At 60.2% G+C, this 23,109-nt stretch carries 20 protein-coding genes; 10 read left to right on the top strand and 10 right to left on the bottom strand.

Annotated elements, in window-relative coordinates:
* Window positions 1–100 precede the first annotated feature (100 nt).
* Window positions 101–3,679 (bottom strand): outer membrane beta-barrel protein, encoded by a 3,579-nt coding sequence (locus tag DHV10_RS11980; protein WP_109486619.1) that lies wholly within the window; start codon window positions 3,677–3,679, stop codon window positions 101–103.
* A 79-nt stretch (window positions 3,680–3,758) separates the two neighbouring features.
* Window positions 3,759–4,097: a hypothetical protein gene (locus tag DHV10_RS11975; protein ID WP_109486618.1), complete on the bottom strand. Its 339-nt coding sequence runs from the start codon at window positions 4,095–4,097 to the stop codon at window positions 3,759–3,761.
* A 341-nt stretch (window positions 4,098–4,438) separates the two neighbouring features.
* On the opposite strand from DHV10_RS11975, the gene DHV10_RS11970 reads away from it, so the two are divergent.
* Window positions 4,439–4,978, top strand: coding sequence for a hypothetical protein (locus DHV10_RS11970; protein WP_109486617.1), 540 nt, complete (start codon window positions 4,439–4,441; stop codon window positions 4,976–4,978).
* Window positions 4,979–5,141: 163 nt separating this feature from the next.
* On the opposite strand, the gene DHV10_RS11965 is transcribed toward DHV10_RS11970, so the two are convergent.
* Together DHV10_RS11965 and sthA are read right to left on the bottom strand one after the other, a co-directional pair.
* A complete protein-coding gene (locus DHV10_RS11965) occupies window positions 5,142–6,035 on the bottom strand; it encodes an ROK family protein (protein WP_109486616.1) in 894 nt (297 codons plus the stop codon).
* Between the two features lie 148 nt (window positions 6,036–6,183).
* Window positions 6,184–7,590: a Si-specific NAD(P)(+) transhydrogenase gene (gene sthA, locus DHV10_RS11960; RefSeq protein ID WP_109486615.1), complete on the bottom strand. Its 1,407-nt coding sequence runs from the start codon at window positions 7,588–7,590 to the stop codon at window positions 6,184–6,186.
* A gap of 564 nt (window positions 7,591–8,154) precedes the next feature.
* Here sthA and DHV10_RS11955 point away from each other — a divergent pair.
* The gene (locus tag DHV10_RS11955) at window positions 8,155–9,474 is read left to right on the top strand and encodes a glucuronyl esterase domain-containing protein (RefSeq protein WP_204101401.1); all 1,320 of its coding nucleotides are present in this window, start codon (window positions 8,155–8,157) and stop codon (window positions 9,472–9,474) included.
* Between the two features lie 42 nt (window positions 9,475–9,516).
* On the opposite strand, the gene DHV10_RS11950 is transcribed toward DHV10_RS11955, so the two are convergent.
* From DHV10_RS11950 to DHV10_RS11935, 4 genes are all read right to left on the bottom strand, one after another.
* Window positions 9,517–9,999, bottom strand: a complete 483-nt coding sequence (locus DHV10_RS11950) for a GNAT family N-acetyltransferase (RefSeq protein ID WP_109486614.1) — start codon at window positions 9,997–9,999, stop codon at window positions 9,517–9,519.
* A gap of 115 nt (window positions 10,000–10,114) precedes the next feature.
* Complete coding sequence (locus tag DHV10_RS27110; RefSeq protein ID WP_162601459.1) at window positions 10,115–10,561, bottom strand: hypothetical protein; 447 nt, start codon at window positions 10,559–10,561, stop codon at window positions 10,115–10,117.
* A gap of 173 nt (window positions 10,562–10,734) precedes the next feature.
* Window positions 10,735–11,118 carry a c-type cytochrome gene (locus DHV10_RS11940; protein WP_109486613.1) on the bottom strand — a complete coding sequence of 128 codons (384 nt, stop codon included), beginning with the start codon at window positions 11,116–11,118 and terminating at the stop codon, window positions 10,735–10,737.
* A complete protein-coding gene (locus DHV10_RS11935; RefSeq protein ID WP_109486612.1) occupies window positions 11,115–12,011 on the bottom strand; it encodes a hypothetical protein in 897 nt (298 codons plus the stop codon). Before DHV10_RS11935 ends, DHV10_RS11940 begins: the two co-directional genes overlap by 4 nt.
* A 629-nt stretch (window positions 12,012–12,640) precedes the next feature.
* Here DHV10_RS11935 and dnaK point away from each other — a divergent pair.
* The 6 genes from dnaK (at window position 12,641) to DHV10_RS11905 (ending at window position 18,223) form a co-directional block, all read left to right on the top strand.
* Window positions 12,641–14,566 carry a molecular chaperone DnaK gene (gene dnaK / locus DHV10_RS11930; protein WP_109486611.1) on the top strand — a complete coding sequence of 642 codons (1,926 nt, stop codon included), beginning with the start codon at window positions 12,641–12,643 and terminating at the stop codon, window positions 14,564–14,566.
* A gap of 207 nt (window positions 14,567–14,773) precedes the next feature.
* The gene (locus DHV10_RS11925; RefSeq protein ID WP_162601458.1) at window positions 14,774–15,001 is read left to right on the top strand and encodes an energy transducer TonB; all 228 of its coding nucleotides are present in this window, start codon (window positions 14,774–14,776) and stop codon (window positions 14,999–15,001) included.
* A gap of 34 nt (window positions 15,002–15,035) precedes the next feature.
* Window positions 15,036–16,229, top strand: a complete 1,194-nt coding sequence (locus DHV10_RS11920; protein ID WP_109486609.1) for a DnaJ C-terminal domain-containing protein — start codon at window positions 15,036–15,038, stop codon at window positions 16,227–16,229.
* Window positions 16,230–16,289: 60 nt separating this feature from the next.
* Window positions 16,290–16,694, top strand: a complete 405-nt coding sequence (locus DHV10_RS11915; RefSeq protein WP_109486608.1) for a MerR family transcriptional regulator — start codon at window positions 16,290–16,292, stop codon at window positions 16,692–16,694.
* 10 nt (window positions 16,695–16,704) lie between these two features.
* The gene (locus DHV10_RS11910) at window positions 16,705–17,028 is read left to right on the top strand and encodes a hypothetical protein (RefSeq protein WP_109486607.1); all 324 of its coding nucleotides are present in this window, start codon (window positions 16,705–16,707) and stop codon (window positions 17,026–17,028) included.
* Window positions 17,029–17,047: 19 nt separating this feature from the next.
* Window positions 17,048–18,223 (top strand): glycosyltransferase, encoded by a 1,176-nt coding sequence (locus DHV10_RS11905; RefSeq protein WP_109486606.1) that lies wholly within the window; start codon window positions 17,048–17,050, stop codon window positions 18,221–18,223.
* A gap of 52 nt (window positions 18,224–18,275) precedes the next feature.
* Here DHV10_RS11905 and DHV10_RS11900 read toward each other — a convergent pair whose 3' ends face one another.
* Both DHV10_RS11900 and DHV10_RS11895 read right to left on the bottom strand, forming a co-directional pair.
* The gene (locus DHV10_RS11900; RefSeq protein WP_109486605.1) at window positions 18,276–18,734 is read right to left on the bottom strand and encodes a YdbT family protein; all 459 of its coding nucleotides are present in this window, start codon (window positions 18,732–18,734) and stop codon (window positions 18,276–18,278) included.
* Window positions 18,735–18,774: 40 nt separating this feature from the next.
* Window positions 18,775–20,766, bottom strand: a complete 1,992-nt coding sequence (locus DHV10_RS11895) for an ArnT family glycosyltransferase (protein ID WP_109486604.1) — start codon at window positions 20,764–20,766, stop codon at window positions 18,775–18,777.
* 123 nt (window positions 20,767–20,889) lie between these two features.
* On the opposite strand from DHV10_RS11895, the gene DHV10_RS11890 reads away from it, so the two are divergent.
* Together DHV10_RS11890 and DHV10_RS11885 are read left to right on the top strand one after the other, a co-directional pair.
* A complete protein-coding gene (locus DHV10_RS11890; RefSeq protein ID WP_109486603.1) occupies window positions 20,890–21,822 on the top strand; it encodes a CHAD domain-containing protein in 933 nt (310 codons plus the stop codon).
* 355 nt (window positions 21,823–22,177) lie between these two features.
* Window positions 22,178–23,011, top strand: coding sequence for an alpha/beta hydrolase (locus tag DHV10_RS11885; protein ID WP_162601457.1), 834 nt, complete (start codon window positions 22,178–22,180; stop codon window positions 23,009–23,011).
* Window positions 23,012–23,109 lie beyond the last annotated feature (98 nt).

The raw sequence follows: 23,109 nt of genomic DNA, 5'->3' as shown, positions 1-23,109 counted from the left end.
GGGAACAGGGAACAATGAGGCATCGAGGAGCACGATTGGTGTTGAAAGAGATGCGGCGGGCTGGAGGGCCCGCCGCTTCTGTTGAGTGGTGATCAGGGAACTAGAAGCGGAATTTGCCGCCTAGTTCGAGGACGCGGTTGCTGTAGACGGACGTGACCTGGCCGAAGTTGCCGTCGTGGTTTGCGGTGTCGACTCCGCTGAACTGCGTTTTGTTGAAGGTGTTGAAAGACTCGAAACGCAGTTCGATATTCGGTGCGTTGTCGGCTGCGGCGAGCTTGATATTTTTCATCAGGCTCAGGTTCCAGTTGTTGAGGCCGGGGCCGCGGACGTTGTCTTTCCCGGCAGTGCCGAAGCCGTTATTTCCGCCGCCAAACCATGGGGCGGTTGGATCGGTGTAGATGTTGTCGGTCTTGCCGTTGAACCATGCGGCGACCGTCTTGGGGTAGCGAACCTTTCCGACGAGGTTTGGCCGGTTGGTGGTGCCGCCGCCCAAGCCAAGCGTGTCCGTGCCGTTGTAAGTGATCTGGAGCGGGTTGCCGGTCTGGAATACCGTGATGCCGGAGATGCCCCATCCGCCTAGAACGGTGCGGTAAGCCGCGTTGGATGAGTGCCGCGCGAAGGGCAGTTCATACACGTAGCTCATGTTGAAGATGTGACGGCGATCGTACGAACCCGATCCTCTGCTGTAGGCGGGATTGAATGGATTGTTGAGGGTTTGGAGATCGCCGGTACCAGGTGCGCTGTCCATGAGGTGCGAGAAGGTGTACGCAACCTGGGTGGTGAGTCCCCACTTGTTTTCGAACCTTACGCCGGCCTGCAACGAATTGTAGTGAGCGTTGGTTTCGTTTTCTTCCTGGTTGATGTTGGCGAAGCCGGGGTTTTGACGCAGCTTGTTCGCTACGATCTGACTGTTTTGTACGGCGTAGCGATCGGAGTAGGTCGGGTTCCACCGCGGATCGGTGGAGGGATTGAACGTCCAGTGAGGCGCTGCGTTGGCGGTAGACCAGTAGTTGCTTGGATCGTTGGTCAGAGGCAGCGTGTTGACCTGGCGGGTATTGTTCTGATCCCACGACGATGAGCCGACATACTGCAGCGCTCCAACCACCGATGGCATCACTTGACGCTGAATGCCCAAGCTCCAGTTCATGGTGCCGGGAGGCGGATAGTTGTACTTGATGCTGGTGAGACTCGATGGGTAGAGAGACGTTCCGGTTGCGCCTGTGTTGATGCTGGTTGTGGGACTGGAGAAGAACACGTTGGTGGGCGCCGGCTGATAGGCGAAGGGAGGATTCAGCGCGGAGTTGTAGACGTCATTACCTTGAACGCGCTCGTAGAAGACGCCAACGCCGCCGCGAAGAACAGTCTTGCCGTTCCCGGACACGTCGTAAGCGAATCCGATGCGCGGCTGCCAGGTGAAATAGCGATTCTCGACGTTGCCTTTCGGGAAGCCGTCCACGCCGGCTTCGTGAATGCCATTGAGATAGAACCTGCCGGTTCCGAACGTTGTGAGTTGAGTCGGATTGAGGGTGTTGTCGACCTGAATTGGGTTGGGCAGAGTTCTGTTGTAGCAACCCGGCACGAAGTTAGCAAACTTGTTGTAGCGCTCAAAGGCGTGCGGCAAGCCGTCGTAGCGGAGTCCGAGGTTGAGGGTCAAGCGCGGGCTCACGTGATAGTTGTCGATGAGGTAGAAGCTGTAGTTGTTGTTGACCCAGTTCTTGCCGTACAGATACTCGAGCTGCTGGAAGGCTGCGGCCATTCCCAACGCCATGTTCACAATCGAGTCTTTGGAGAAGCCGTTGTTGTCGAAAGTGGCGGTGCCGTTGGTATTGGCCTGCAGTTCCTGGTTCTTGTAGGTGTGCAGCAAGCCGACGCCGAACTTGAACTGGTGCTTTCCTTTGATCCAGGAGAGGTCATCGCGATATTGGAAGCCCTCGTAGCCGTTCTTCCACGGGAAGTAAGACGGATTCCAGTTGGCGCCGAGCGTGCCGTTGATGGCGAGGGCGGGCATGATCGGAGTCTTCAAGCCGTGCGTGATGGCGGCCTGGTTCGAAGAATTAAACAGGCTGCTGGCATCCCATCCGCTCGGGAACGTGTAAGAGGCGCCGGGGGCCGCAAGCGGGCTGAGGCGGATCTTGTTGCCGCTGTAGTAGAACGCTGTTTCGTTGAGCAGGGTGGGTGAGTAGGTCTGGGTCAGCTTGATCGCTGCCGTGTAGGAGGGATTCTTCATCGTGGTGCCGACTGTGGCGAAGCTGCCTGCCCAGAGCGGCGGGAAGAAGGTGTTCTCCATTGCATCGTGGAGGTAGTGGCCCATCAGCTGGAACTTGCTGTTGATGGCGTGATCGATGCGGACCACATCTTCACGGATGTTTTCAGGCTGTTTTACGGAAACGATGAATTGCTTGCAGACTCCGCCTGTGCAGTTGTAGTTGGGCTTCGGGAAGGTGCCCGCATTGAGCTCGCGGACGATGTTCTGGTCGATCATCGCGGCGGGAATGCGATAGGTAACTCCATCGGCGTTGAGCGGGAACGGCGAACCGGGAGTCAGGCCGAGGCTGGTTTCGAGCTTGGTGTAGGCGGCGTTGTTGGGAACGCTGGGGACGATCGGTACGGTCGAGCTCTGCGGGGTGTAGTTCAAGTCGGCCCCGAGGGTCGGGAAGTTGTTCGTCCAGATGTCGTTCGATACTGACGGAACGCTGCCCTTGATCAGTTTGCGCCATTCTTCATTCCAGAAGAAGAAGGTGCGGTTCTTCTGTTCGTTGTAGACGTGAGGAATCCACAACGGGCCGCCGATGTTGCCGCCGGGAGTGTTGAGCTGGAAGATGGGGCGGGATTTTCCGGAGCGTTTCAGAAAGTAATCGTTAGCGTTGTACGCGGTGTTGCGATTGAACTCGTACAGACTGCCGTGATACTGCCGCTGGCCTGACTTGAGCACCATGACGATGGTGCCGCCGGAGCCAATGCCGTAGTCCGCAGAGTAGTTGGAGCCGAGAGTCTGGAATTCGCCGATGGCGTCCTGCGAGGGCAGGTTCATGAAGCAGCCGCCGCAGCCGCGATCGTTCTGCTCGGCACCATCGATGAGGTAAACGTTGTGCGCAACGCGCTGACCGTTGAAGCTGAGGGCGTTGGAGGAGGTAAGTGCATCGATGCCGCCAAACGAGGCGAGCTGATTGGAGACGCCTAGCCCGAGAGCCGCGAGCTGAACGACATTGCGTCCGTTGGTAGCGAGTTGACGGACCTGTTCGCCGCTAATGAGTGTGCTGACTTCACTGGTTTCGGTCTGCACCTGTAAAGCCTGCGACTCGACGGTGACGCTTTGCTCCGCGCTGCCTACCGTGAGGCTGATGTCGACACCGAGGGTCTGAGCGACGTTGAGCACGATGCCGGTGCGGGTGAACTTCTGGAATCCAGTTGCGGTTGCAGTGAGCGAGTAGGTTCCGACGCCGAGGTTGGCAAAGCGATACAGGCCGGCCTCATTGGATTTCGCGTCGCGCAACTGTCCGGTTGCGGGATTGTTGAGGGAGATGTCTGCGTTGGGAACTACCGCGCCGCTCGCGTCCATCACCGTTCCAGTGATCGTCGCGTTGTCCTGTGCGCGCAGAGCTGGTGCAAAGAGCAGAAGGGTTGCGATCAGAATGAGCCATAACTTTGCAGATTGTCTGGGCAAAGCAGGATGAGCCATAGACTGCCTCCATGAACAAAAGGGCCGTGAGCCCTTTCAAGAGCTCTTGCTCGCATGCTGAGCGCCTTGGAGTGGAGCATCAGACCGAGCCGTCGAGCCTGTTGGGAAGATGGGTGTGCCGTTTGCGGATTGTGCACTGCGGCAGATCATCTTCGCGCCTGGTGCATTCACGGAACGCGATTCCTTTGATCGAGTCCGAGGTCGTGAGCGCCGGCTTGATCCAGGGAGTCTGTGCGCGCTGCATTTCCGCGCGGGCGGAGATGTTCCGCGTGCGAAAGATGCGTTCAACCGGTCGAAACGCGAGTGCGACTTTGCTGCGATTGAGGGCGGTGTTGCTCCACCGATCCAGTGCACTCGGCGAAAGTCGTTTCGACGCTTTGCCCCCTGGCGAATGAGCCCACGCTGTCCGCGAGCCCATGTAGGCCAAGGCTCGTCAGCAAGCGTTTACTTAATTCGGCGGAAATTTTTACGCTGCGGGTAGGGTTTGTCAAGCCTCATTCGGGAACAGATCAGAGGTTTGTGATCTGCGTCACATTTCGGAGAAAAACGATTTATTTGGTCGTATTCGATGTCGAACAGCGCTGGGGGTGTCCGAGTCATAGGAAATAAGAAATCGTTTACCCAATTAGGGGAGTGACACGATCTGAGCGGGTGCGGCATCGCCGGCGGCTTGGGTTGAGTCGTGTTGCAGGAATCACTTGCGGCGAATTGTGGGGGTGCTATTCTGGCGCGTCGTCGAAATAAGGCAAGGAGGATGACGTGAAGAAGGGGATATTGCTGGCGTTGGGAGGTCTGATTTTACTGGCAGGATGCGATGTCGGAAACAAGCCGGCGGCTACGGTACCGGTGACGCCGAAGTGGAAGGGACAGCCGTACCGGATTGCGTTTGAGAAGGCGGATCCAAAAGCCAAGCCGGATCCGGCAGGGGTGACGATTCCGACGGTGAAGTTCACGGCGAATCCGGATGCGCTGGAGAGAAGAGCGACGCTGGTGGTGCGATTTGATAATTCGTCAGCGAAGAATCCTACAGGCGCACCGATGGTGAACAAGATGATCATGGCGCCGGTAGATATCAAGGGCGAAGAGGGGATGCTCAACGCCGACTACATGAGTGCCGCGAACAAGGGGCTGGCGGGTATTCTCGGGGCGTATCACATGAACGGGAAGATCAAGATTTCGGTTGCGCTGGCGCGGTCGTCTCTGACGAATGCGGCCGGGGATACTGAGGTTGATCAGAAGCGGATTTCGGATTGGCTGGATGGGGAAGTGACGTACAAGAATCCTCATCCGAAAGGGTGAAACGGCATTGGTCAGTAGTCAGTGATCAGGGATCAGGGGTCAGTGATCAGAGATGTAGAGATCAGCGAGTGGGGAATAACGATCTCTGGTCATAGATGAAGAGAGCCGCAGAGAGTGAATCTCTGCGGCTCATTCTTCAGGGAGAAATGCTGCTGAACGCGGTTTAACTGGCGAGGGCGCGGATGGCGCTGACGCCGGCGCCGAGGAGTGCGGTGGCGTCGTCGTTGGGGAGGATCTCGAGCGAGTAGCTGAGGAGCGGGCTCATCTTGACCATGGTTTCAAGGTGTCGACGGAGCATGGGCAGGTCGAGGAAGCCGACGTTGTGTCCGGTGAAGTAGAAGCGGCCCGGGCCGGCGAGATGGATGAAAGAGGCCGTAGCGGCGGCGAGTGAGCGGTGCCAGAGATCGACGAATTCGCGGCAGCGTTCGTCTCCCTTCTTGGCGTTGGCGAAGACCTCTTCGGGTTCGAGATCGAGGAAGCGCATGCGCATGGCGCGGTAGCCCATGATGCCTTCGAGGTGTCCGATGCCGCCGCAGCCGCAGAACTTCTCTTTTGGATCGAGGGTGACGGTGATGTGTCCGCCTTCCCATACGCCTTCAACGTAGGGCCAGCGGCCGTAGCCAATACCGTTGCCAATGGTCCAGACGCGGGTGAGTTTGTTGAGCTGGCCACGCGTGGCGGCGACCCCGGCAGCGATGGCGTCAGCGTCGTTGGAGATGTGGACGGGGGCGTTGACGCCTTTTTCGCCGAGGACGCGGGTGAGCTCGTCGGCGAGGCGTACGCCTTTGAGCTGGGTCAGGTTGGGCGAATCTTCAACGACGCCGAAACGGACGATGCCGGGCACAGCGACGCCGATTGCGTCGATCTGGGCGTTGTTGATGACCGAGACGATCTCGTCGGCGAGGACGTTGACGAGGTCGGCAACGGGGAGGCCGTTGAGGGCGTCGACTTCCTCGGGGTTCTGAGGATAGCGAACGGTTTCGCCAGCGGGGCGCATGTCGTCGAGTCTGCCGGCGACGATGTGCTCGGTCATGACGGCGCCGATTGCGATGGTCATTGCGGCCTCCGTGGGGAATGCATGCAGAGCGTCATTGCCGCAGAGGCAAAAAGCAGATCCTTCACTCCGCTGAAGAAAGCCGCTCCGTTCAGGATGACAGTTTCGAGGGAAGGAGTCGTGTAGACCGATCTCAGATCATGTCGCATTGTTAGTCCGTTTGGTAGCGGTGCAGGCGGCCGAGGCCGTTGAAGGCGGCGGCTTTGTAGCACTCGGCGAGGGTTGGGTAGTTGAAGACGGTGTCGACGAAGTAGTCGACGGTGCCGCCCATGATCATGACTGCCTGGCCGATGTGAACGAGCTCGCTGGCGCCTTCGCCGATGATGTGCACGCCGAGAACCTTGCGGGTGTCGCGGTGGAAGATGAGCTTCAGGCGGCCGGTGGTGTCGCCGCGGATCTGGCCGCGGGCGGTCTCGCGGTAGAAGGCCATGCCGACTTCGTAGGGAACATCTTCGTCGGTGAGCTGCTCTTCGGTTTTGCCGATGAAGCTGATTTCGGGGATGGTGTAGATGCCGTAGGGATAGAAGCTGGGATTCGAAGAGGTGTGCGTGTCATTAAAGGCGCGGGCTGCAGCGATGCGGCCCTGCTCCATGGAGACGGAGGCGAGAGAGGGAAAGCCAACGATGTCGCCGACGGCGTAGATGTTGGGGATGTTTGTCTGGTAGTGCTCGTCGACGGGAATACGGCCGCGGTTGTCGGCCTGGATACCGGCAGCGGCGAGGTTCAAGTCTTCGATAGCGCCCTGACGCCCGACGGCGTAGAGGAGCGCGTCGCCGGAGACGCGCTTTTTGCTTTCGAGGTTGGCGACGACGGTTCCGTCGGGGAGCTCTTCGACGCTGGAGACTTCTTCGCCGAGGCGCATGGTGACGCGGCTGTCGCGGAGGTGGTAGCTGAGGGATTCGACGATCTCCTGGTCGGCGAACTCGAGGAGCTTGGCGCGTTTTTCGATGAGGGTGACGCGGACTCCAAGAGTGGAGAACATGCAGGTGTATTCGACGCCGATGACGCCGCCGCCGACAACGATCAGGGATTTTGGCAGGGCGGGGAGGTCGAGGACCTGATCGCTGTTGATGATGGTGCGGCCGTTGATGGGGACCTTGGGAGAGGCGGCTGGCTTGGTGCCGACGGCAATGATGATGCGCTCGCCTTCAATGGTGGTGTCTCCGGAGAGCCCCTGCACGCGAACGTGGGTGGGGGCGACGAAACTGGCGACGCCGTGGACGATGTCGATGCCGTTGCGGGAGAGCTGCGCTTCGGTGACGTCGACTTCGGTTTTGATGACGGCCTGCACGCGAAAGGCGAGGTCGGCCATGGAGATGCGTTCTTTGACGCGGTAGTTGATGCCGTAGACCGAGCGGTAGTTGTAGCCGGAGAGGTGGAGGACGGCCTCGCGCATGGTCTTGGACGGGATGGTGCCGGTATTGACGCAGACTCCGCCGACGACGGCGCGGGACTCGACGACGGCGACGCGCTTTTTCATTTTGGAGGCGGCGACGGCGGCGCGCTGGCCGGAAGGCCCAGAACCGATGACAACGAGGTCGTATTTGGCGGCACTCATGTACGAGTCTCCAGGGGCGGCCCGGCGAAACAGGGTGCAGGGCCGAAGTATATCAACCGGCCCACGAAGAAGGAGCGGTTTGTGGGGACCTTATATCAGGCGCTCCGGAGGCAGTGTTTGAGGACGCCGTGAAATTGAGTAAGCATCCAGGTCAGTGTCGGTTAGAGGGCAAGGCGGGACGGCATGTTGCTTCTCGCTCGAGATGAGATTGTCTCAACCGGGGGCGGGTTTCATCAATGATCGGCGGGGGAGCAGGGGGATTGCGTGAAGTGGGACGGGTGAAGTTTCTATCGTGTGGAAGAGTCGTGAAAAGAGCCTCCGGCGCAGGAGTGCGCCGAAGGCAAGGAGTGCGTCATGGAGGAGTCTTGGCGAAGTGCTCTGAGGGCTTCGCACATATTCTTCATCGACCGAGTGAGAGGAAACTTGAAGACGCGTTCCGGTAAGGGCTGGTTCGCTTGTGGATCGCCGAGTGAGTGGATATGCTTGGGCCGGATTGTGAGACTGGTTTGAGGCGAGGCCGGGATGAGGATTGGGTGGTGGCGGGCGTTGGTGCTTGGAGCGGGAATGATTGCTGGTTGTGTGCCTGGGCACGGGCAGATGACGGCGGAGCAGGATCGAGCGCGGCTGCTGGGACTGCTGGGATTAAAGGAGTCGGAGATGCGGGCGCGACCGGATGGAAATCCGAAGTCGCCGCATGCGACGAATTACGACCTGGCGAAGGCGAACGTGTATACGAAGCTGCCGGATCCGCTGGTGTTCAAAGATGGGACGGCGGTGAAGAACGCAGAGGACTGGATGAGGCGAAAGAAGGAGATTCGCGCCGATTTTGACAAGGAGATTCTCGGACGCACTCCTGCGTCTTTGCCAGAGGTGAAGTGGCAGGTCGTCAGTACGAAAGAGGAGAAGTACGGCGGAGTGGATGTGGTCACGAAGCGGCTCGCGGGCCAGGTGGGCGAAGGAGCGGGCGCGGTGCAGATTGATCTGCTGCTGACTACGCCGGCAAAGACGAAAGGGCCGGTGCCAGTGTTGATGGAGCTGGCATTCGAGAACGACTTCAAACGAGCGACGAGCGGGCCACTTGAGGGCTACGTTCCTCAGCCGTGGGGCGTCGACGGAAAGCTGGTGGTGCAGCGCGGATGGGGTTTCGCGATTCTGAATCCGGTGAGCGTGCAGAAGGATGATGGATCGGGGCTGACGAGCGGGATCATCGGATATGTGAATCACGGCAAGCCGCGCGGAGTGGAAGACTGGGGCGCGTTGAAGGCGTGGGCGTGGGGCGCGCATGAAGCGCTGCGGTACTTCGAAACGGATAAGGCGGTGGATGCGAAGCAGGTGGGACTGGCGGGGCACTCGCGGTTCGGCAAGGCTGTGCTGGTGACGATGGCGTATTATCCGGAGTTTGCGATCGGGTATTCGAGTTCGTCGGGCGAGGGTGGAGCGAAGCTGTATCGGCACATTTATGGAGAGACGATTGCGAACCTGTGCGGACCGTCGCTGTATCACTGGTTCGACGGGGAGTTTCTGCGCTACGGAGGGCCGCTGAATGCGGGCGATCTGCCGGTGGACAATCACGAATTGATTGCGCTGAGCGCTCCAAGGCCGCTGTTTATCGCGGGCGGTTCGGATGCGGGAGACGGGTATGCAGAGCCAAATGGCGATGCGTGGGCGGATACGCATGGGATGTTTCTGGCGGAGGTTGCGGCGGGGCCGGTTTACAAGCTGATGGGTGAGAAGGATCTGGGGACGACGGAGTTTCCGAAGATCGGGACTACGGTGAGTTCAGGTGCGCTGGCATTTCAGCAGCATGAGGGCGGACATCTGGCGGAGCCGAGCTGGCCGGCGTTTCTGGAATTTGCGGGCAGATATTTGAAGACGGTGAAGTAATCCGAGCTTTGAGTTGCCGGTTTCCAGTCGCCAGTTTCCAGTTCAGAGAGGCTTGGACATCTTGATGCAGTGGCAGTGCTGGCCGTCTTTGACGGCGCGGGCCATGTGGAACTCTTCGGTGCCGGTTTCGACGAAGCCGAGACGGCGGTAGATCGGGAGCAGTTCGGGGCGCAGGCTGAGGACGGTGATGTCGATGGCCTCGCAGCCGCGTGCGCGGAAGTGATCTTCGGCGGCGGCGAGCAGTTGCTTACCAAGACCTGAGCGCTGGTGAGCGGGATCGACTGCGAGTTGACCGAGATAGCCGCGCGGGCCACGGGTTTCGGCATAGATACAGGCGAGCGGGTGATGGGAGGCGTCTTCGGCGAGGAGGATTTCGCCTTGCTGCATCATCGCGGACAGGCGGTCGTCGTCCGTGCGGGTTCCTTCGAGAAAGGTCTCGATGGCGAAAGCGGCGTTGATGAGCGGGACGAGGCTTGGGCGGTCGGCCGGGGTGGCTAGGCGGATGTGGAGGTTGGGCAATCTCATGAGTAGACCAGTGTTGTTCTTTTAGCAGGTCAGCAGAGCAAGGTTCGAAATCGTCGTTCCCACCCTAAACCGCAAATACCGCGGTTTAGGATGGGGCACTGCATCGCCAGTCGGGTCAGGCGGGCAGGATGCCGCGGTCGCCGAGGATCTGCATGATGTCGTGGTGGGGGAGGTAGAGCAGGAACTTGAAATCGGACTCGGGGGTTCCCGGTGAACCTGTGTCGATGAGGAAGGTGGATTCGGTGTCGAACTGCTGGGCGCGTGAATCTGGGGGAGCAAAGGAGAAACGCCAGGTGGTGCGAGCGAGGACATAGCGGGAGTCGAGGCGCGTTTCGTGGATGGCGGTGAGTTCGGTTGGCTGGGAGCCGAGGCTGTCGAAGAGGGCTCTGCGTTTGGGGAGAGCAGCGGCGAAGTCGGAGGCGCGGACGGGTTGAGCGCCAGAGGGACCGGCGAAGAGGAAGGTGTCGGCGAAGTGGGAGACGACTGCGGTGAGATCGTCTTCGGCGGTTTCGCGGGCGTAGAGGGCGAGGAAGCGGGAGACGGGAGTTTCGGTTTTAAGCACGGGTTGATCTCCTTGGATGATGTGCAGGTCAGTGCCGATCGGAAGGACAGATAGAGAGGTCCGGAACCGAAAGGCACTTTAGTATTATACCAAAACCGAGCACATAAGTCAAGCAAAATGAGAAGATTGCGGGGCGTCCGCGAGCGCGATGCCGGCTCGCGGGTTGCGGCGCTTCACTGGATGGAGCGGAGGAAGGTGACGAGCTGCCAGCGCTGGGCCTGGGGGAGGCTGGACCAGGAGGGCATGCCGTGGGCCAGGTCACCCTGGCGTAGGAACCACTCGAGGTCGCCGTCGGTGGCGGACTTGATGCGGTCGGTGCGGAGAGAGGGCTTCTTGTGGCCGTCGCCGGTGGCGTCGGACTTGTGGCACTGCTCGCAATGTTCTTTGTAGATGAGAGCGCCGGCGGAGATGGATTCGGGATGCGCGGCGAGGGGGTTGGTGCGGGCGTGGTCCTTTGCGGGGACGCGGTCCCAGCGAGATGAGGCGGCGGCGCAGAGGAGGACTGCGGCGATGAAGGCGCAGGTGAGGCCGACCGTGCGGCGGAGCTGGGGGTTCATCGAGTGCCTCCGTTGCGGCGGAACCAGGAGCCGATCTGGGGGAGTTCGCTGGCCCAGCCGATGCGGTAAACGCGATCGAGCGAGTTGCTGTTGAGCCCGAAGCCGGTGGAGAAGCTGAAGCGGCCTTTGGGGAGCTGCCAGCCGATGATGGGGGCGATGTAGTGAGAGGTGTCGGCGAGGGTGAGGGAGGCGACGTCGCCGAGGCCGCCGTACATTTCGGCTCCGCCCGTGAATTTCTCGAGGCAGAAGATGCAGGGCTTGCCGCTGCCGAGGGTGCGGAGGGGACGAGCGATGCCGAGAGCGTAGCCGAATTCCCAGGGCTCGTGGCCGAGGTTCTTTTCGGCGATGAAGTTTTCGGAGATGTTCCAGTCGCGCACGTTTGAGGAGAGGATGAGCTTGAGTTCGGCTTCGTGTTCGTGCTCTTCGCGGGTGTCGTCGTTGGGCTCAGCGAGATCGCCCTGTCCGTCGTGGCCGACGACTTCGAGCATGTTTTTGTCGGCGCCGGTGATGTTCTCGTACTCGATGTAGAGGACGGGGTTGATCCAGTGTTCGCGCATCAGGGGGCGGAAGCGGTTTTCGAGGCGGAAGCCGGTGAAGAGGGTGGATTCCTGGCCGGTGGTTTGGCCGTCGAGGTAGAGCTCGGAGGTCCACCAGCCGGTGACTCCATATTCGAGCTCGGTGGCGAGGGCGCCGTAATGATGGCTGTCGGCGGGACGGCCGAGGGCGGTCTTGGTTTCGATTTCGAGGTTGCCGGGCTCCTCGAGATCGTGGGAGTAGGTGACGAAGTAGGGTTTCTCCTGCGCATGAAGGACTGGGATGAGAGCGGAGGCAAGAAGGAAGGCGGTAAGGAACCGGCTGAAGATGGGGCTGGAAAGATGGGAGGATCGAACCACGTGCAACCTCGCGTGCTTAATTGCGACTAATTCAGTCGCATATTGAATATAAATTCAGACTAATTTGGTCCGCAATCCCTGACAGTGTTCTACATCACACATTGCGGGATTCTGTTAGGTTGGTACCCCCCGCCCCCTCCCTATATAGCTTGTACACAACTGGTTTGTTTCTCTAGGTTTACAGAAGAGGGCGCGGTCTAAGTGTGTCTATCCATTGGAGTTGCTCGCAAGGTGATTGATGATAAAAGACTTAGGGGTGAGGGACGGAATGACGGTGGGTTGTGCATAGTTCCATTATGACGATTTGTGCGAAATGGACTGCAAATGAGTGATGTTTGGTTAAGCGCATTCTTTTCAGTGGGATGAGGTGGTGATGATGGCGGGTGCCGCTTGACTTCCGGTGAGGTGAACCCTTGGGAGTGTTTCGGACGCCTGCTCATCGGAGATGGAGCTGTGCGATGAACGGGGCACAACTCCTGAAATGCGGTTCCGCGGGGTCTTTCAGGTCGGGTCGATTCGGAGCAGGATTTATAGAAATAATGTCAATGAAAGTTGACACTAATTGACTCATGGTGCATCTTAACTAGTGACTATTGAAAATCTTTGTACCTAGAGGCAGGAAACAACATATGGCGAAAATCATTGGAATTGACCTGGGCACGACCAACTCATGCGTGGCCGTACTCGAGGGGGGTGAGCCCAAAGTCATCCCGAATGAAGAAGGTGCCCGGACCACTCCTTCTGTCGTGGGCTTCTCGAAGAGCGGGGAGCGGCTGGTGGGCCAGGTAGCCAAGCGCCAGGCCATTACGAATCCGGAGAATACGATTTACTCGATCAAGCGCTTCATGGGACGGCGCTACAACGAAGTGTCTGACGAGATGAAGATGGTGCCGTACAAGGTTGTCCAGCAGGGCGACCACCTGGCGGTGCTGGCGCAGGGCAAGGAATACACGCCGCCCGAGATCTCGGCGATGATTCTGCAGAAGCTGAAGAAGAGCGCGGAAGCTTACCTGGGTGAGACCGTTACGCAGGCTGTGATCACGGTTCCGGCGTACTTCAACGACGCGCAGCGGCAGGCGACGAAGGATGCGGGCAAGATTGCCGGCCTGGACGTGAAGCGTATTGTGAACGAGCCGACGGCGGCTGCGCTGGCGTATGGGTTGGACAAGAAGAAGGACGAGACGATCGCCGTTTATGACTTCGGCGGCGGCACGTTCGATATTTCAATTCTCGAAGTGGGCGAAGGCGTCATTGAGGTGAAGTCGACCAATGGCGACACGCACCTGGGCGGCGACAACCTCGACCAGCGCATCGTGGACTGGCTCATCGCGGAGTTCAAGCAGGAAGAGGGACTCGACCTGAGTTCGAAGGGCAACGAGATGGCTCTGCAGCGCCTGAAGGACGCGGCGGAAAAGGCCAAGATCGAGCTTTCGACGACGGTGGAGACCGAGATCAATCTGCCGTTTATTACCGCGGACGCAACGGGGCCGAAGCACCTGGTGCGGAAGCTGACGCGCGCGAAGCTGGAGCAGATGGTTTCGGACCTGCTGGACCGGTCGCTGGAGCCCTGCAAGAAGGCGATGGCGGATGCGGGCGTGAAGGCGTCGGACATCGACGAGGTTGTGCTCGTCGGCGGCCAGACGCGTATGCCGAAGATCCAGGAGATTGTGAAGCAGCTGTTCGGCAAGGAACCGCACCGCGGCGTGAATCCGGACGAGGTGGTTGCAGTGGGCGCGGCTGTACAGGCGGGCGTGCTGGCTGGCGAGGTGAAGGACCTGCTGCTGCTGGACGTGACTCCGCTGACGCTGGCGATTGAGACGCTGGGCGGCGTGGCGACTCCGATGATTCCGAGGAACACGACGATTCCGACGAAGAAGACGGAGACGTTCTCGACGGCTGCGGACAACCAGACGGAAGTTGAAGTTCACGTGCTGCAGGGCGAACGGCCGATGGCGGGGCAGAACCGCACGCTGGGCAAGTTCAAGCTGGCGGGAATCCCTCCGGCGCCGCGCGGGATTCCGCAGATCGAGGTCACGTTTGACATCGACGCAAACGGAATTCTGAACGTGACAGCGAAGGACAACGCGACAGGCAAGGACACGCGCATCACGATCACATCGAGCTCGGGCCTCAGCAAGGAAGAGGTGGAGCGCATGGCGAAGGATGCGGAGTCGCATGCGGCCGAGGATAAGGAGAAGCGCGAGGAGATCGAAGCGCGCAATGCACTGGACGGGCTGGTCTACAACATCGACAAGATGTTGAAGGAGAGCGGCGAGAAGGTGCAGGCTGCCGACAAGACGGAAGTCGAGTCGGCTTTGGCGGACGCACGGAAGGCGCTCGACGGCGGCAAGGCGGCAGACATGCGCGCGGCGCACGAAACGCTGACCAAGGCGAGCCACAAGCTGGCGGAGGCGCTGTACAAGGCAAATGCGGCAAACCCGGCGGCTGGGCAGGGTGCTCCTTCGGCGCAGGCTGATGGAACGCCGAACGGCGAGCAGAAGAAGGACGAAGGCGTGATTGATGCTGAATACGTCGACGTCGATGACAAGAAGTAGGACTGCTGCTCAAGGCGGTTTTCAATCGGGGTGGACGGCCTGTGCGTTGTTCCACCCCGTTTCGTCTTTTGAGTGAGTGCGAGTGAGCGCCCGATGCATGCTTCAACTTGGATCAGAGGTGTAGCGACAGTTTCTCTCCTAGGTAGCGGCCTGTTGATTGCTCAAAACGGCAAGCCTCCGGTTGTACCGCCGCGACTGATCAAACTGGTGAAGCCCGATTGTTCCAAGGGCAATCTCTGCCACGACCTGCATGGCGAGGCTACTGTAACCGTAAATGTGCTGACAGACGGCTCTGTTGGTGACACATATCCGAAGGGAACTAATCAGATTCTCATGGATGCTGCGGAAGAAGCCGCAAGACACTGCCGTTTCGAACCAGGCACATTCGCTGGGAAGCCGACCAGCATGAACTTCGACTTGCATTACAAGTTCTAGCTAGAAAGAAGATCACTGAAGGTCAGAACAGATTATGGCCACAACAGCGAACAAGGATTATTACGGGACACTGGGCGTCAAGAGGACGGCGACGCAGGAAGAGATTCGGAAGGCGTTCCGGAAGGCTGCGCGCAAGTATCATCCGGACGTGAATCCCGGCGATAAGAAGGCTGAGGAGAAGTTCAAGGAGATTTCGGAAGCCAACGATGTGCTGAGCGACGAGAAGAAGCGGAAGGTGTATGACCAGCTTGGCTTCTACTCGGACCAGATCGATCCGGCGCAGGCGGAGGCGTATGCGCGCCAGCAGCAGGGCGGCGGCGGGATTCCGGTGGACTTCGGCGGGTTTGATTTTTCGGGCTTCCAGGGCGGGGGCGGTGCGGCGGGAGCGGGGCAGTCGGGCTGGGGCAGCTTCAAGGATATTTTCTCGGGGATTTTCTCAGGCCAGCAGCAACAGCATCAGCCACGCGGTCCGCAGCCGGGAACGGATCTGGAGTACCAGGCGACGATCGATTTCTGGTCGGCGATTCGCGGCGGGAATGCGCGTATCCAGGTTCACCGGCAGGAGACGTGTCCGACGTGCCACGGGCAGGCGCATACGGGCGGTCCGATGACATGTCCCGAGTGCAACGGTACGGGGCAGGTGACGCAGATGGGCGGCCGGATGAAGTTCAACATTCCGTGTCCGCGCTGCGGCGGATCGGGACGCGTGACGAGTGAATGCGCGACGTGCCATGGGCAGGGAACAGTGAGCCGGACAGAGACGGTGGAGTTCCGGATCAAGGCGGGGACGCGCGATGGACAGCGGATCAGGCTGGCGGGCAAGGGCAATGCCGGCGTGAATGGCGGGCCGGCGGGCGATTTGTACGTGATTGTGCGGACGGGTACGAATCCGGTTTTTACGCGCGTGGGCGATGATATCCAGGTGACGGTACCGGTAACGGTGCCGGAGGCGTCGCTGGGCGCGAAGGTGGAAGTGCCGACGATTGATGGAAGGGCGCAGTTGAAGATTCCGCCGGGGACGCAGAACGGGCAGAAGCTGCGGTTGCGGGAGCGCGGCGTGGAGAGCGCGTCGCATGCGGGGCAGCGTGGGGACCAGATTGTGACGGTGCAGGTGGTGGTTCCGACGCTGAACGATGAGCGCAGCCGGGAGATCATGCGGGAGTTGGCGAAGCTGAATGCGACGGATCCGCGGGAAGGGTTGTTTGAGAAGGCGGGGACGAGAGACTAGGGACTAGGGACTAGGGACTAGGGACGTAGGGACTAAGTGAACCTAGGTGGAGTGCGGGTTATGACGGCGAAACGCAAATCGAAGGGTGCGTACATGATCTCGGCGGTGGCCGAGATGTATGAGATCCATCCGCAGACTCTGCGGCTCTACGAGCGCGAGGGATTGCTGAAGCCGTCGCGTACGGAAGGGAACACGCGGCTCTATACCGATGAGGATCTGGAGCGGCTGGAGTTCATTCTGAACCTGGCGCGGGATCTCGGCGTGAATATTGCGGGGATCGCGATCATCTTGCAGATGCGGGAGCGCATGGAAGAGATGAACCGGCAGATGCAGAGCTTCGTGGAGTATGTGCGGAGCGAGATGCTATCGCGGTTTCAGCAGGCGGCGCCAGGGACGTCGGGGGCGATTGTGCCGCTGAGAAAGCCGGCGGTCGTAATTAAGCCGCCAGCATCGCGAAAGCTGTAATGCTGCTCGCATGACCAAGTACACAGTCTTCTTCCATATCGGAAATGAGCTCGGACTCAAAACGAAGGTGCTGAAAGGCCGCGCGTGGCTCGACAATTCCTGTCTGCGCGTGGAAGGACTGACGAGTCTTGAGATCTCATTTCGTGACGTCAGTCGAGTAAAGATGTTTCGGCTTCACGGCCTCGGTCGGGTGATTGAGATCGATCATCGACAAGGCCGTCTGTTCCTTTCTGTCGTTCGGGTCATGATCGGCCAATTTGCATTCATAAACTTCTTCAAGACGGGCGCTCTCTTCAAGCAGCTTTCGGCTGCAAGCGAAAACGATAAGACCTAAACGTTATGCTGGAAGCTGCATGTGGTACGTTCTGCTTGCGATTGCGGTGTTCGGGCTGGTCACGTCTTCGGTCTTTACGGGGATGACGCTGGTTGCGGTGCCGCGGTTTTTGCGGGAGAGGCGGACTGCGGAGGCGAAGTTGCGCGAGAGGCCGGGATTTGTGCCGGCTCTGAGCGTGCTGAAGCCGCTGGCGGGAGCGGAGCCGGATCTGGAAAAGCATCTGGCGAGTTTTTCCGAGCAGGACTATCCCGAGTTTGAAATTTTGTTTTGCGCAAGAAAGCCGGAGGATGCGGGGCTGGAGATTGCGCGGCGGGTGGCGGCGCGGTATCCGCATGTGGCGGTGCAGTTCTTTGCGACCGGCGAGCCCAAGTACATCAATGCGAAAGTGGCGTCGATGGAGCTGATGGAGAAGTCGGCGCGGCACGACATTCTCGTGATCAGCGACAGCGATGTGCGGGTGACGCCGGATTATCTGCGGGCGGTGGCGCTGCCGTTTGCGGACGAGCGCGTGGGCGGGATGTGCTGTCTCTATCGCGGGATTGCGGCGGGTGGCGGGTTATGGGCGCGGCTCGAAGCGGTAGGGATGAGCGTGGAGATGACGGCGGGCGTGCTGGTGGCGCGGATGATGGAGGGCATGCAGTTTGTGCTGGGGCCGACGATGTCGTTTCGGCGCGATGTGATTGGGCAGATGGGCGGGTTCAAGGTTACGGCGGATTATTGCGCGGATGATTTTGTTCTGGGGAACGAAACGCACAAGCTGGGACGTGAGGTGGTGCTGAGCCATCATGCGATCGATCACATCGTGATCAACCTGAGTTTGGTGGCGTCGCTGAAGCACCAGGTGCGGTGGATGAAGTCGACGCGGTTTTCAAGGCCGAAGGGGCACTTTGGGACGGCGCTTACGTTCAGCATGCCATTCGGGTTGGTGGGGCTGGCGGCGGGAGTGCTGCTGGGGCATGTTTGGTGGGGCGTGGGGTTGCTGGCTTGGGCGATTGCGTCGCGCGAGGCGCTGTCGGTTGCGGTGGGGCGGATGGTGGTGCGCGATCCGAGCTGGTTTAACTTGCTGGTGCTGTATCCGGTGCGGGATTTGATGGGGTTCTTCTTCTGGGCGGCGAGTTACATGGGGAGCAGGATATTGTGGCGGGGAAGGGTGTTTCAGCTGCTGCCGGGTGGGAAGATGCGGGCGGCGGAGTAGTAGGCTGCGCTACGGTCGGCTCGCCGCTGCTGATGCAGAATTGGCTCTACGTTCAGGGATCCAGATACGGAATCTTGCTCAGCCATCGATCGAAGGCAGCGTCGAAGTTATAGATTCTCTGGAATCTCAGGTTCGGCCGCAACCGATCGACTGGCTCCAAATCGATGTATCGAGTCTTCAATCCATCGGAATCGGCCATCTCGATTTCGCGATGTCCTCGAATCTCCGAGAATGCGAGTCGCTTCCGGGAGAACAACGTCTTGACTTCGATTGCGTCCGTTTCGAGGCTCACGGAGGTAGTGAAGAAGTAGATCGAAATCCCGAGCCCGGTGAGAGTGAGAAGAGCCGGAATGAGGATTTCGGTCAGCGTGCCGGGTTGATCTCCCGATGCGATCGCGCCCCAGAAGTGGATAAGCCCCGCGAAAGAGAAACCGAAGAAGCCGAGCGCAAAGATGCGGAGCCACCACTTGGGGTGGTAGCGCTGGATAATGTGACCCGATTGCGGAGGCATCTTTGCTGACCATTATCCATCAGCCAAAGATGAGAGCGGATTAATTGAGCGGTCGGTCGGTCCAGAGTTGTTTGTCGGCGATGGAGCGGACGGGGTAGAGGCGGCCTTTGAGGATCTGTTCGGCCTTGTCCTGATATTCGTCCTGGGCGAAGAGCCATTTGCGTTCGCCGGTGCCCCACATCGTTGAGAGCTGATTGTCGTCGAGGAAGATGTTGGGGGCGTCGGGGTAGCAGGAGCCCCAGACGAGCGATGATCCGATGCCCTGTGGGGAGCAGCGGGGCATGACGACGAGAGCCGGTCGGCGGAACAACTTGTGCGTGTAGAAGATGACGGAGGATGCGTCGGACTGGTCGTGGTAGACGATGAGCGAATCAGAGGGCGAGGCTTTGGCGAGGATGGCGTCCGCGATCTGCTTTGAGCTGAGCATGGGATCGAAGCGCGCGAAGGCGATGTGCGCGGCGACGAGGAAGGCGGAGAGGGTGACGGCGATGCTGATTGTTGCTGCGATGTGGCGGCCGCGGATGCGGAGGAGCCAGCCGAGGGCGGGTCCGATCAGGAGGGAGACGGCGGCGATGAGCGCGGGGAGGCGGAGCGCGGCAAAGGACGGGCCGGTGAGGTCGAAGAAGTGCGACATGGAGAGGGTGTATCCGCCGACTTCGCGATGGGCGAGAAGGGTTCCGATGTCGGAGACGTAGGGCAGATGGCGGGACTGCCACAGACAGTAGAAGAGGATGGCCGAGATGAGGACGCCAATGATGCTGAAGAATGCCTGTGCGCCACTGAGCCACTTCTGCGATAAGAGCGGTCTTTGATTTTCAGAGGTGTGCCGCTCTTCGATGCGGGCGAGGGTGGCAGCGAGAAGCATGAGCAGGGGCGTCCAGGCGGGGAAAGTGTAGTACTCCTGGTTCGTCGAGATGGAGAAGAAGAGCAGGGTGAATCCGGCGAAGAGGGAGAGCAGCCAGGTGGAGCGAACGCGGAACTTGAGGCGCTCGACGTAGGTGGCGACGTCGTTGCGGACGGCGTGTTCGAGGTAGAAGTCGACGGTCTGGCCGGAATCGCGGCGCAGGTGCTGAAGCCAGGTGTGGCGCGTGCGCCATGCCAGGACGAGGAGCGCGGGAGCAAAGAGGCTCCAGGGGAAGAGCCAGACCAGGTGCGCGAGCCAGTACACGAGGAACGGCATTTTGTTGTAGTCGTTGGGAAAGCGGCCACCGATGAAGCGGAAGAGGTGTTCGTTGATGAAGTAGAAGTACCAGAAGCCGTGGACGTTGCCGAGGGTGGGGTGATTGCCGATGGGGTGGCCCTGGTCGGGATTGCGCAGGCCGCAGAGGACGTGCCAGGGAGCGGCGATGGCGAGATAGAGAAGGGTTCCAGTGAAGGGCTTGAGATCGCGCCAGCGACGCCAGTGTCCAGTGAGGAAGAGATACGGAACGGCAGCGGCGATGAAGAAGACAGGCGCGATGAGTCCCTTGGTCAGCGTGGCGAGCGCGAGCGCGGCCCACATCCAGTAGATGCGATCGGGGCGGCGGCTTTCGAGGCCGGTGAGGAAGCACCACAGCGCGAGCAGGAAAAGAAAACTCAGCAGGGCTTCGGGGATGGCGAAGCGCGTGAAGAGAAATGGGCCGACGGAGGTGAGGACGGCGAGGCCGGCGTAGAGTCCTGCGCGAGATCCCCATGCGCGCGATGACCAGAGCCATGCGAGCCAGGCGAGGCCGAGGATGGCAAGGGTATTGGGCAGGTGGGTGGAGAAGACGTTCTGGCCGAAGATCTTGTAGAGCCCGGCGGCGAGCCAGTAGGGAAGCGGCGGTTTTTCGAGGTAGCGAATGCCGTTGAGCTTCATGGTGACCCAATCGCCAGATTCAGCCATGTGCTGGGCGACCTGGGCGTGGGAGGCATCGACGTCGTCGAGGAGCGGCGGAGTAAAGAGCGAGGCAAATTGCACGGCGATGAAGACCACAACGAAGAGGGCCCAGATCGTCACGATGGACGGGGCGCGCAGGGTCGTCGCTGGAGCGGTGCGAGGGGTCGCAGTCAATGTAAGCCTCTGATAATCAAGGATAACAGCGGAGTAGATGTCGGATTTCAGGGAACGAAACGGTGGGGAGCCGAGGGCGGTGTTGAGTCGGGACGGCTAGAATGAGGCCCAGGTTAATTTGTGATGAATCGATTGTCGCGATCGGACGAGCAGGAAGCGGAGATGCTGTCAGACAAGATTGAAAGCTGGCGCGAACTGCTTGAGCGGTGCGGGCGGAAGCCGACGAAGAAGAGGGTTCATGCGCTGCGGGTGGCGACGCTGCGGATCCAGGCTGAGGTCGAGGATGAGCTGAAAGAGTTGCCGAGGGCGAGTCACGAGGCGCAGGCGATGATCCGGTTTGGCAAGGTTGCGGAGAAGCTGCGCGATGCGCTGGGCGGGGTGCGCGAACTGGATGTGTGGATTGGGAAGATTCAGGGGTTGCGCGAATCGCTGAGCGGAAGCATGACGTATGTGCCGCGTTCGAGCCGCGAGACGAGCCGGCAGTTGGAAAGGCTCGAGGGTCGGCTGACGAGGAAGCGGGAGAGTGCGGGGGAGAAATTGGCCGCGCAGATCGGGAAGCGCCAAGACAATCTGCTGTCGGCTGCGCGCGAACTGGAGAAATCAACGAGAGGTCGCGCCGACTCTGATGAGGATCGCGCGGAAAAGCTTCTGAAAGAGTTTGCGGTGATCGTGGCGGAGTTTCCGACGTTTGATGAGGAGAACCTGCACGAGTTCCGGAAGAGCATCAAGAAGATTCGGTACGTGGCGGAGGTTCACGAGGCCGATCCGCGATGCGAGCGCATTGCTGCGCAGATGAAGAAGGTGCAGGGCTCGATTGGCGAGTGGCACGACTGGCAGGTGCTGGCGCGCACGGCGGGACACGGCAAGCATGCGAAGGGTGCTGAGGCCGTGGAGTTGCTGAGCGGCTTGACGGCGGAGGCGTTTGAGAAGGCGCTTGCGACGTGCGATGGCGTGGTAAGGGGGATGGCGGAGATGGGGCCGGAGTCGAGCGGAGTTCGCAAAGCACCAGTGAGGGCTGAGGTTGCGGGGGATGCAGCGGACCTGAAGCGGGCTTGATGCTTTGCTGTTTCCGACCTGGTACGCAACAGTGCGTCTGGAATGCGCACCCGAATCTCTCGCTTCCCACGTCTCCAACTGCGGGAGACCCTTCGGCAAGCTCAGGGCAAGCTATGGGGCACCCGGCTTTGATGAGGGCGACTGACTCCCGCTCATCGCACGATGGAGCTGTGCGATGAACGGGGCACAGCTCGGTGTCTGGTGAAAGCTTTGAGGTGCGCGGAACATAGCGAGCTTTGGGGGCGTAGACACTGGCATGAGCGGCGCTCGGCGAGTGACTATTTTTGTGATCGCAACGATAGCGGTTTGGGTTCTGGGCTGCGCGGCCGTCGGGGTCGTCGCTGTGGAGGGGGCCTTGCATCTGCCGCACCTCAGGTTGACGGCTGAGGAACGGGACCGGGCTGGGGCGGTCGCTGAGAAATACCACGCAGATCTCAGGGATGTGGAGATCACAGCGAACGACGGCGCGGTGCTGAGGGCGTGGAGCATCCGAGAGCATGGTGGGAATGGACATGTCGTGCTCCTGCTTCACGGACAGGGAGACAATCGTGCCGATATGCTCGGGCAGGCCGAGATGCTGTTGCGGCACGGTTTTTCGGTGTTGATGCCGGATGCGCGTGCGCACGGCGAGAGCGGCGGGGCGATCACTACGTACGGGGTACTCGAAGCGGACGATGTGCGGCGCTGGTTTGAGTGGATCGAAAAGAGTGAGTCGCCGCGATGCATCGATGGGCTCGGTGAGTCGATGGGAGCCGCGGAACTGCTGCGATCGCTCGATGCGGAACGCGGATTCTGCGCAGTGGTTGCGGAGAGTCCATTTGCGACATTTCGCGAGGCCGCGTACGACCGGCTGGGGCAGGAGTTCGGAAGAGGGCCGAGGCTGGGCCGGACCATTCTCTGGCCTGCGTTTGATACTGGTTTGGCTTATGTTCGGGTGCGCTACGGAGTGAATCTGGCTGAAGCTGATCCGGCACGCGCGGTTGCGCGTTCGACGGTACCCGTGATGTTGATCCATGGTCTTGCGGATACAAACCTTCCAGCGAGGCACTCAGAGATGATCAGGGCGACGAGTCCGAGAGTCGCCTTATGGGAGCCAAAGGCTGCGGAGCATTGCGGGGCATCTGCCGCGGAGCCGGTGGAGTATGAGAGGCGCGTGATCGAGTGGTTTGAAGAACACGAAGGCCGATGAGTGTGACCAGAGACCTCTCATGGAATGAACGAGCAGAGTCCGGTTCGTGGGAGCGAGTTGCTCCCCACGTCTCCAACTGCGGGAGACATGGGGCACCC

The organism is Occallatibacter savannae (assembly GCF_003131205.1).
Classification (GTDB): Bacteria; Acidobacteriota; Terriglobia; order Terriglobales; family Acidobacteriaceae; genus Telmatobacter; species Telmatobacter savannae.
This window is presented reverse-complemented; position numbering and strand designations above follow the sequence as displayed.

Bases quoted from the DNA above. Each gene is read 5' to 3' on its own strand.
- DHV10_RS11980 (WP_109486619.1), bottom strand. From the start codon at position 3,679: ATGGCTCATCCTGCTTTGCCCAGACAATCTGCAAAGTTATGGCTCATT.
- DHV10_RS11975 (WP_109486618.1), bottom strand. From the start codon at position 4,097: ATGGGCTCGCGGACAGCGTGGGCTCATTCGCCAGGGGGCAAAGCGTCG.
- DHV10_RS11965 (WP_109486616.1), bottom strand. From the start codon at position 6,035: ATGACCATCGCAATCGGCGCCGTCATGACCGAGCACATCGTCGCCGGC.
- sthA (WP_109486615.1), bottom strand. From the start codon at position 7,590: ATGAGTGCCGCCAAATACGACCTCGTTGTCATCGGTTCTGGGCCTTCC.
- DHV10_RS11955 (WP_204101401.1), top strand. From the start codon at position 8,155: ATGATTGCTGGTTGTGTGCCTGGGCACGGGCAGATGACGGCGGAGCAG.
- DHV10_RS11950 (WP_109486614.1), bottom strand. From the start codon at position 9,999: ATGAGATTGCCCAACCTCCACATCCGCCTAGCCACCCCGGCCGACCGC.
- DHV10_RS11940 (WP_109486613.1), bottom strand. From the start codon at position 11,118: ATGAACCCCCAGCTCCGCCGCACGGTCGGCCTCACCTGCGCCTTCATC.
- dnaK (WP_109486611.1), top strand. From the start codon at position 12,641: ATGGCGAAAATCATTGGAATTGACCTGGGCACGACCAACTCATGCGTG.
- DHV10_RS11920 (WP_109486609.1), top strand. From the start codon at position 15,036: ATGGCCACAACAGCGAACAAGGATTATTACGGGACACTGGGCGTCAAG.
- DHV10_RS11915 (WP_109486608.1), top strand. From the start codon at position 16,290: ATGACGGCGAAACGCAAATCGAAGGGTGCGTACATGATCTCGGCGGTG.
- DHV10_RS11910 (WP_109486607.1), top strand. From the start codon at position 16,705: ATGACCAAGTACACAGTCTTCTTCCATATCGGAAATGAGCTCGGACTC.
- DHV10_RS11905 (WP_109486606.1), top strand. From the start codon at position 17,048: ATGTGGTACGTTCTGCTTGCGATTGCGGTGTTCGGGCTGGTCACGTCT.
- DHV10_RS11900 (WP_109486605.1), bottom strand. From the start codon at position 18,734: ATGCCTCCGCAATCGGGTCACATTATCCAGCGCTACCACCCCAAGTGG.
- DHV10_RS11890 (WP_109486603.1), top strand. From the start codon at position 20,890: ATGAATCGATTGTCGCGATCGGACGAGCAGGAAGCGGAGATGCTGTCA.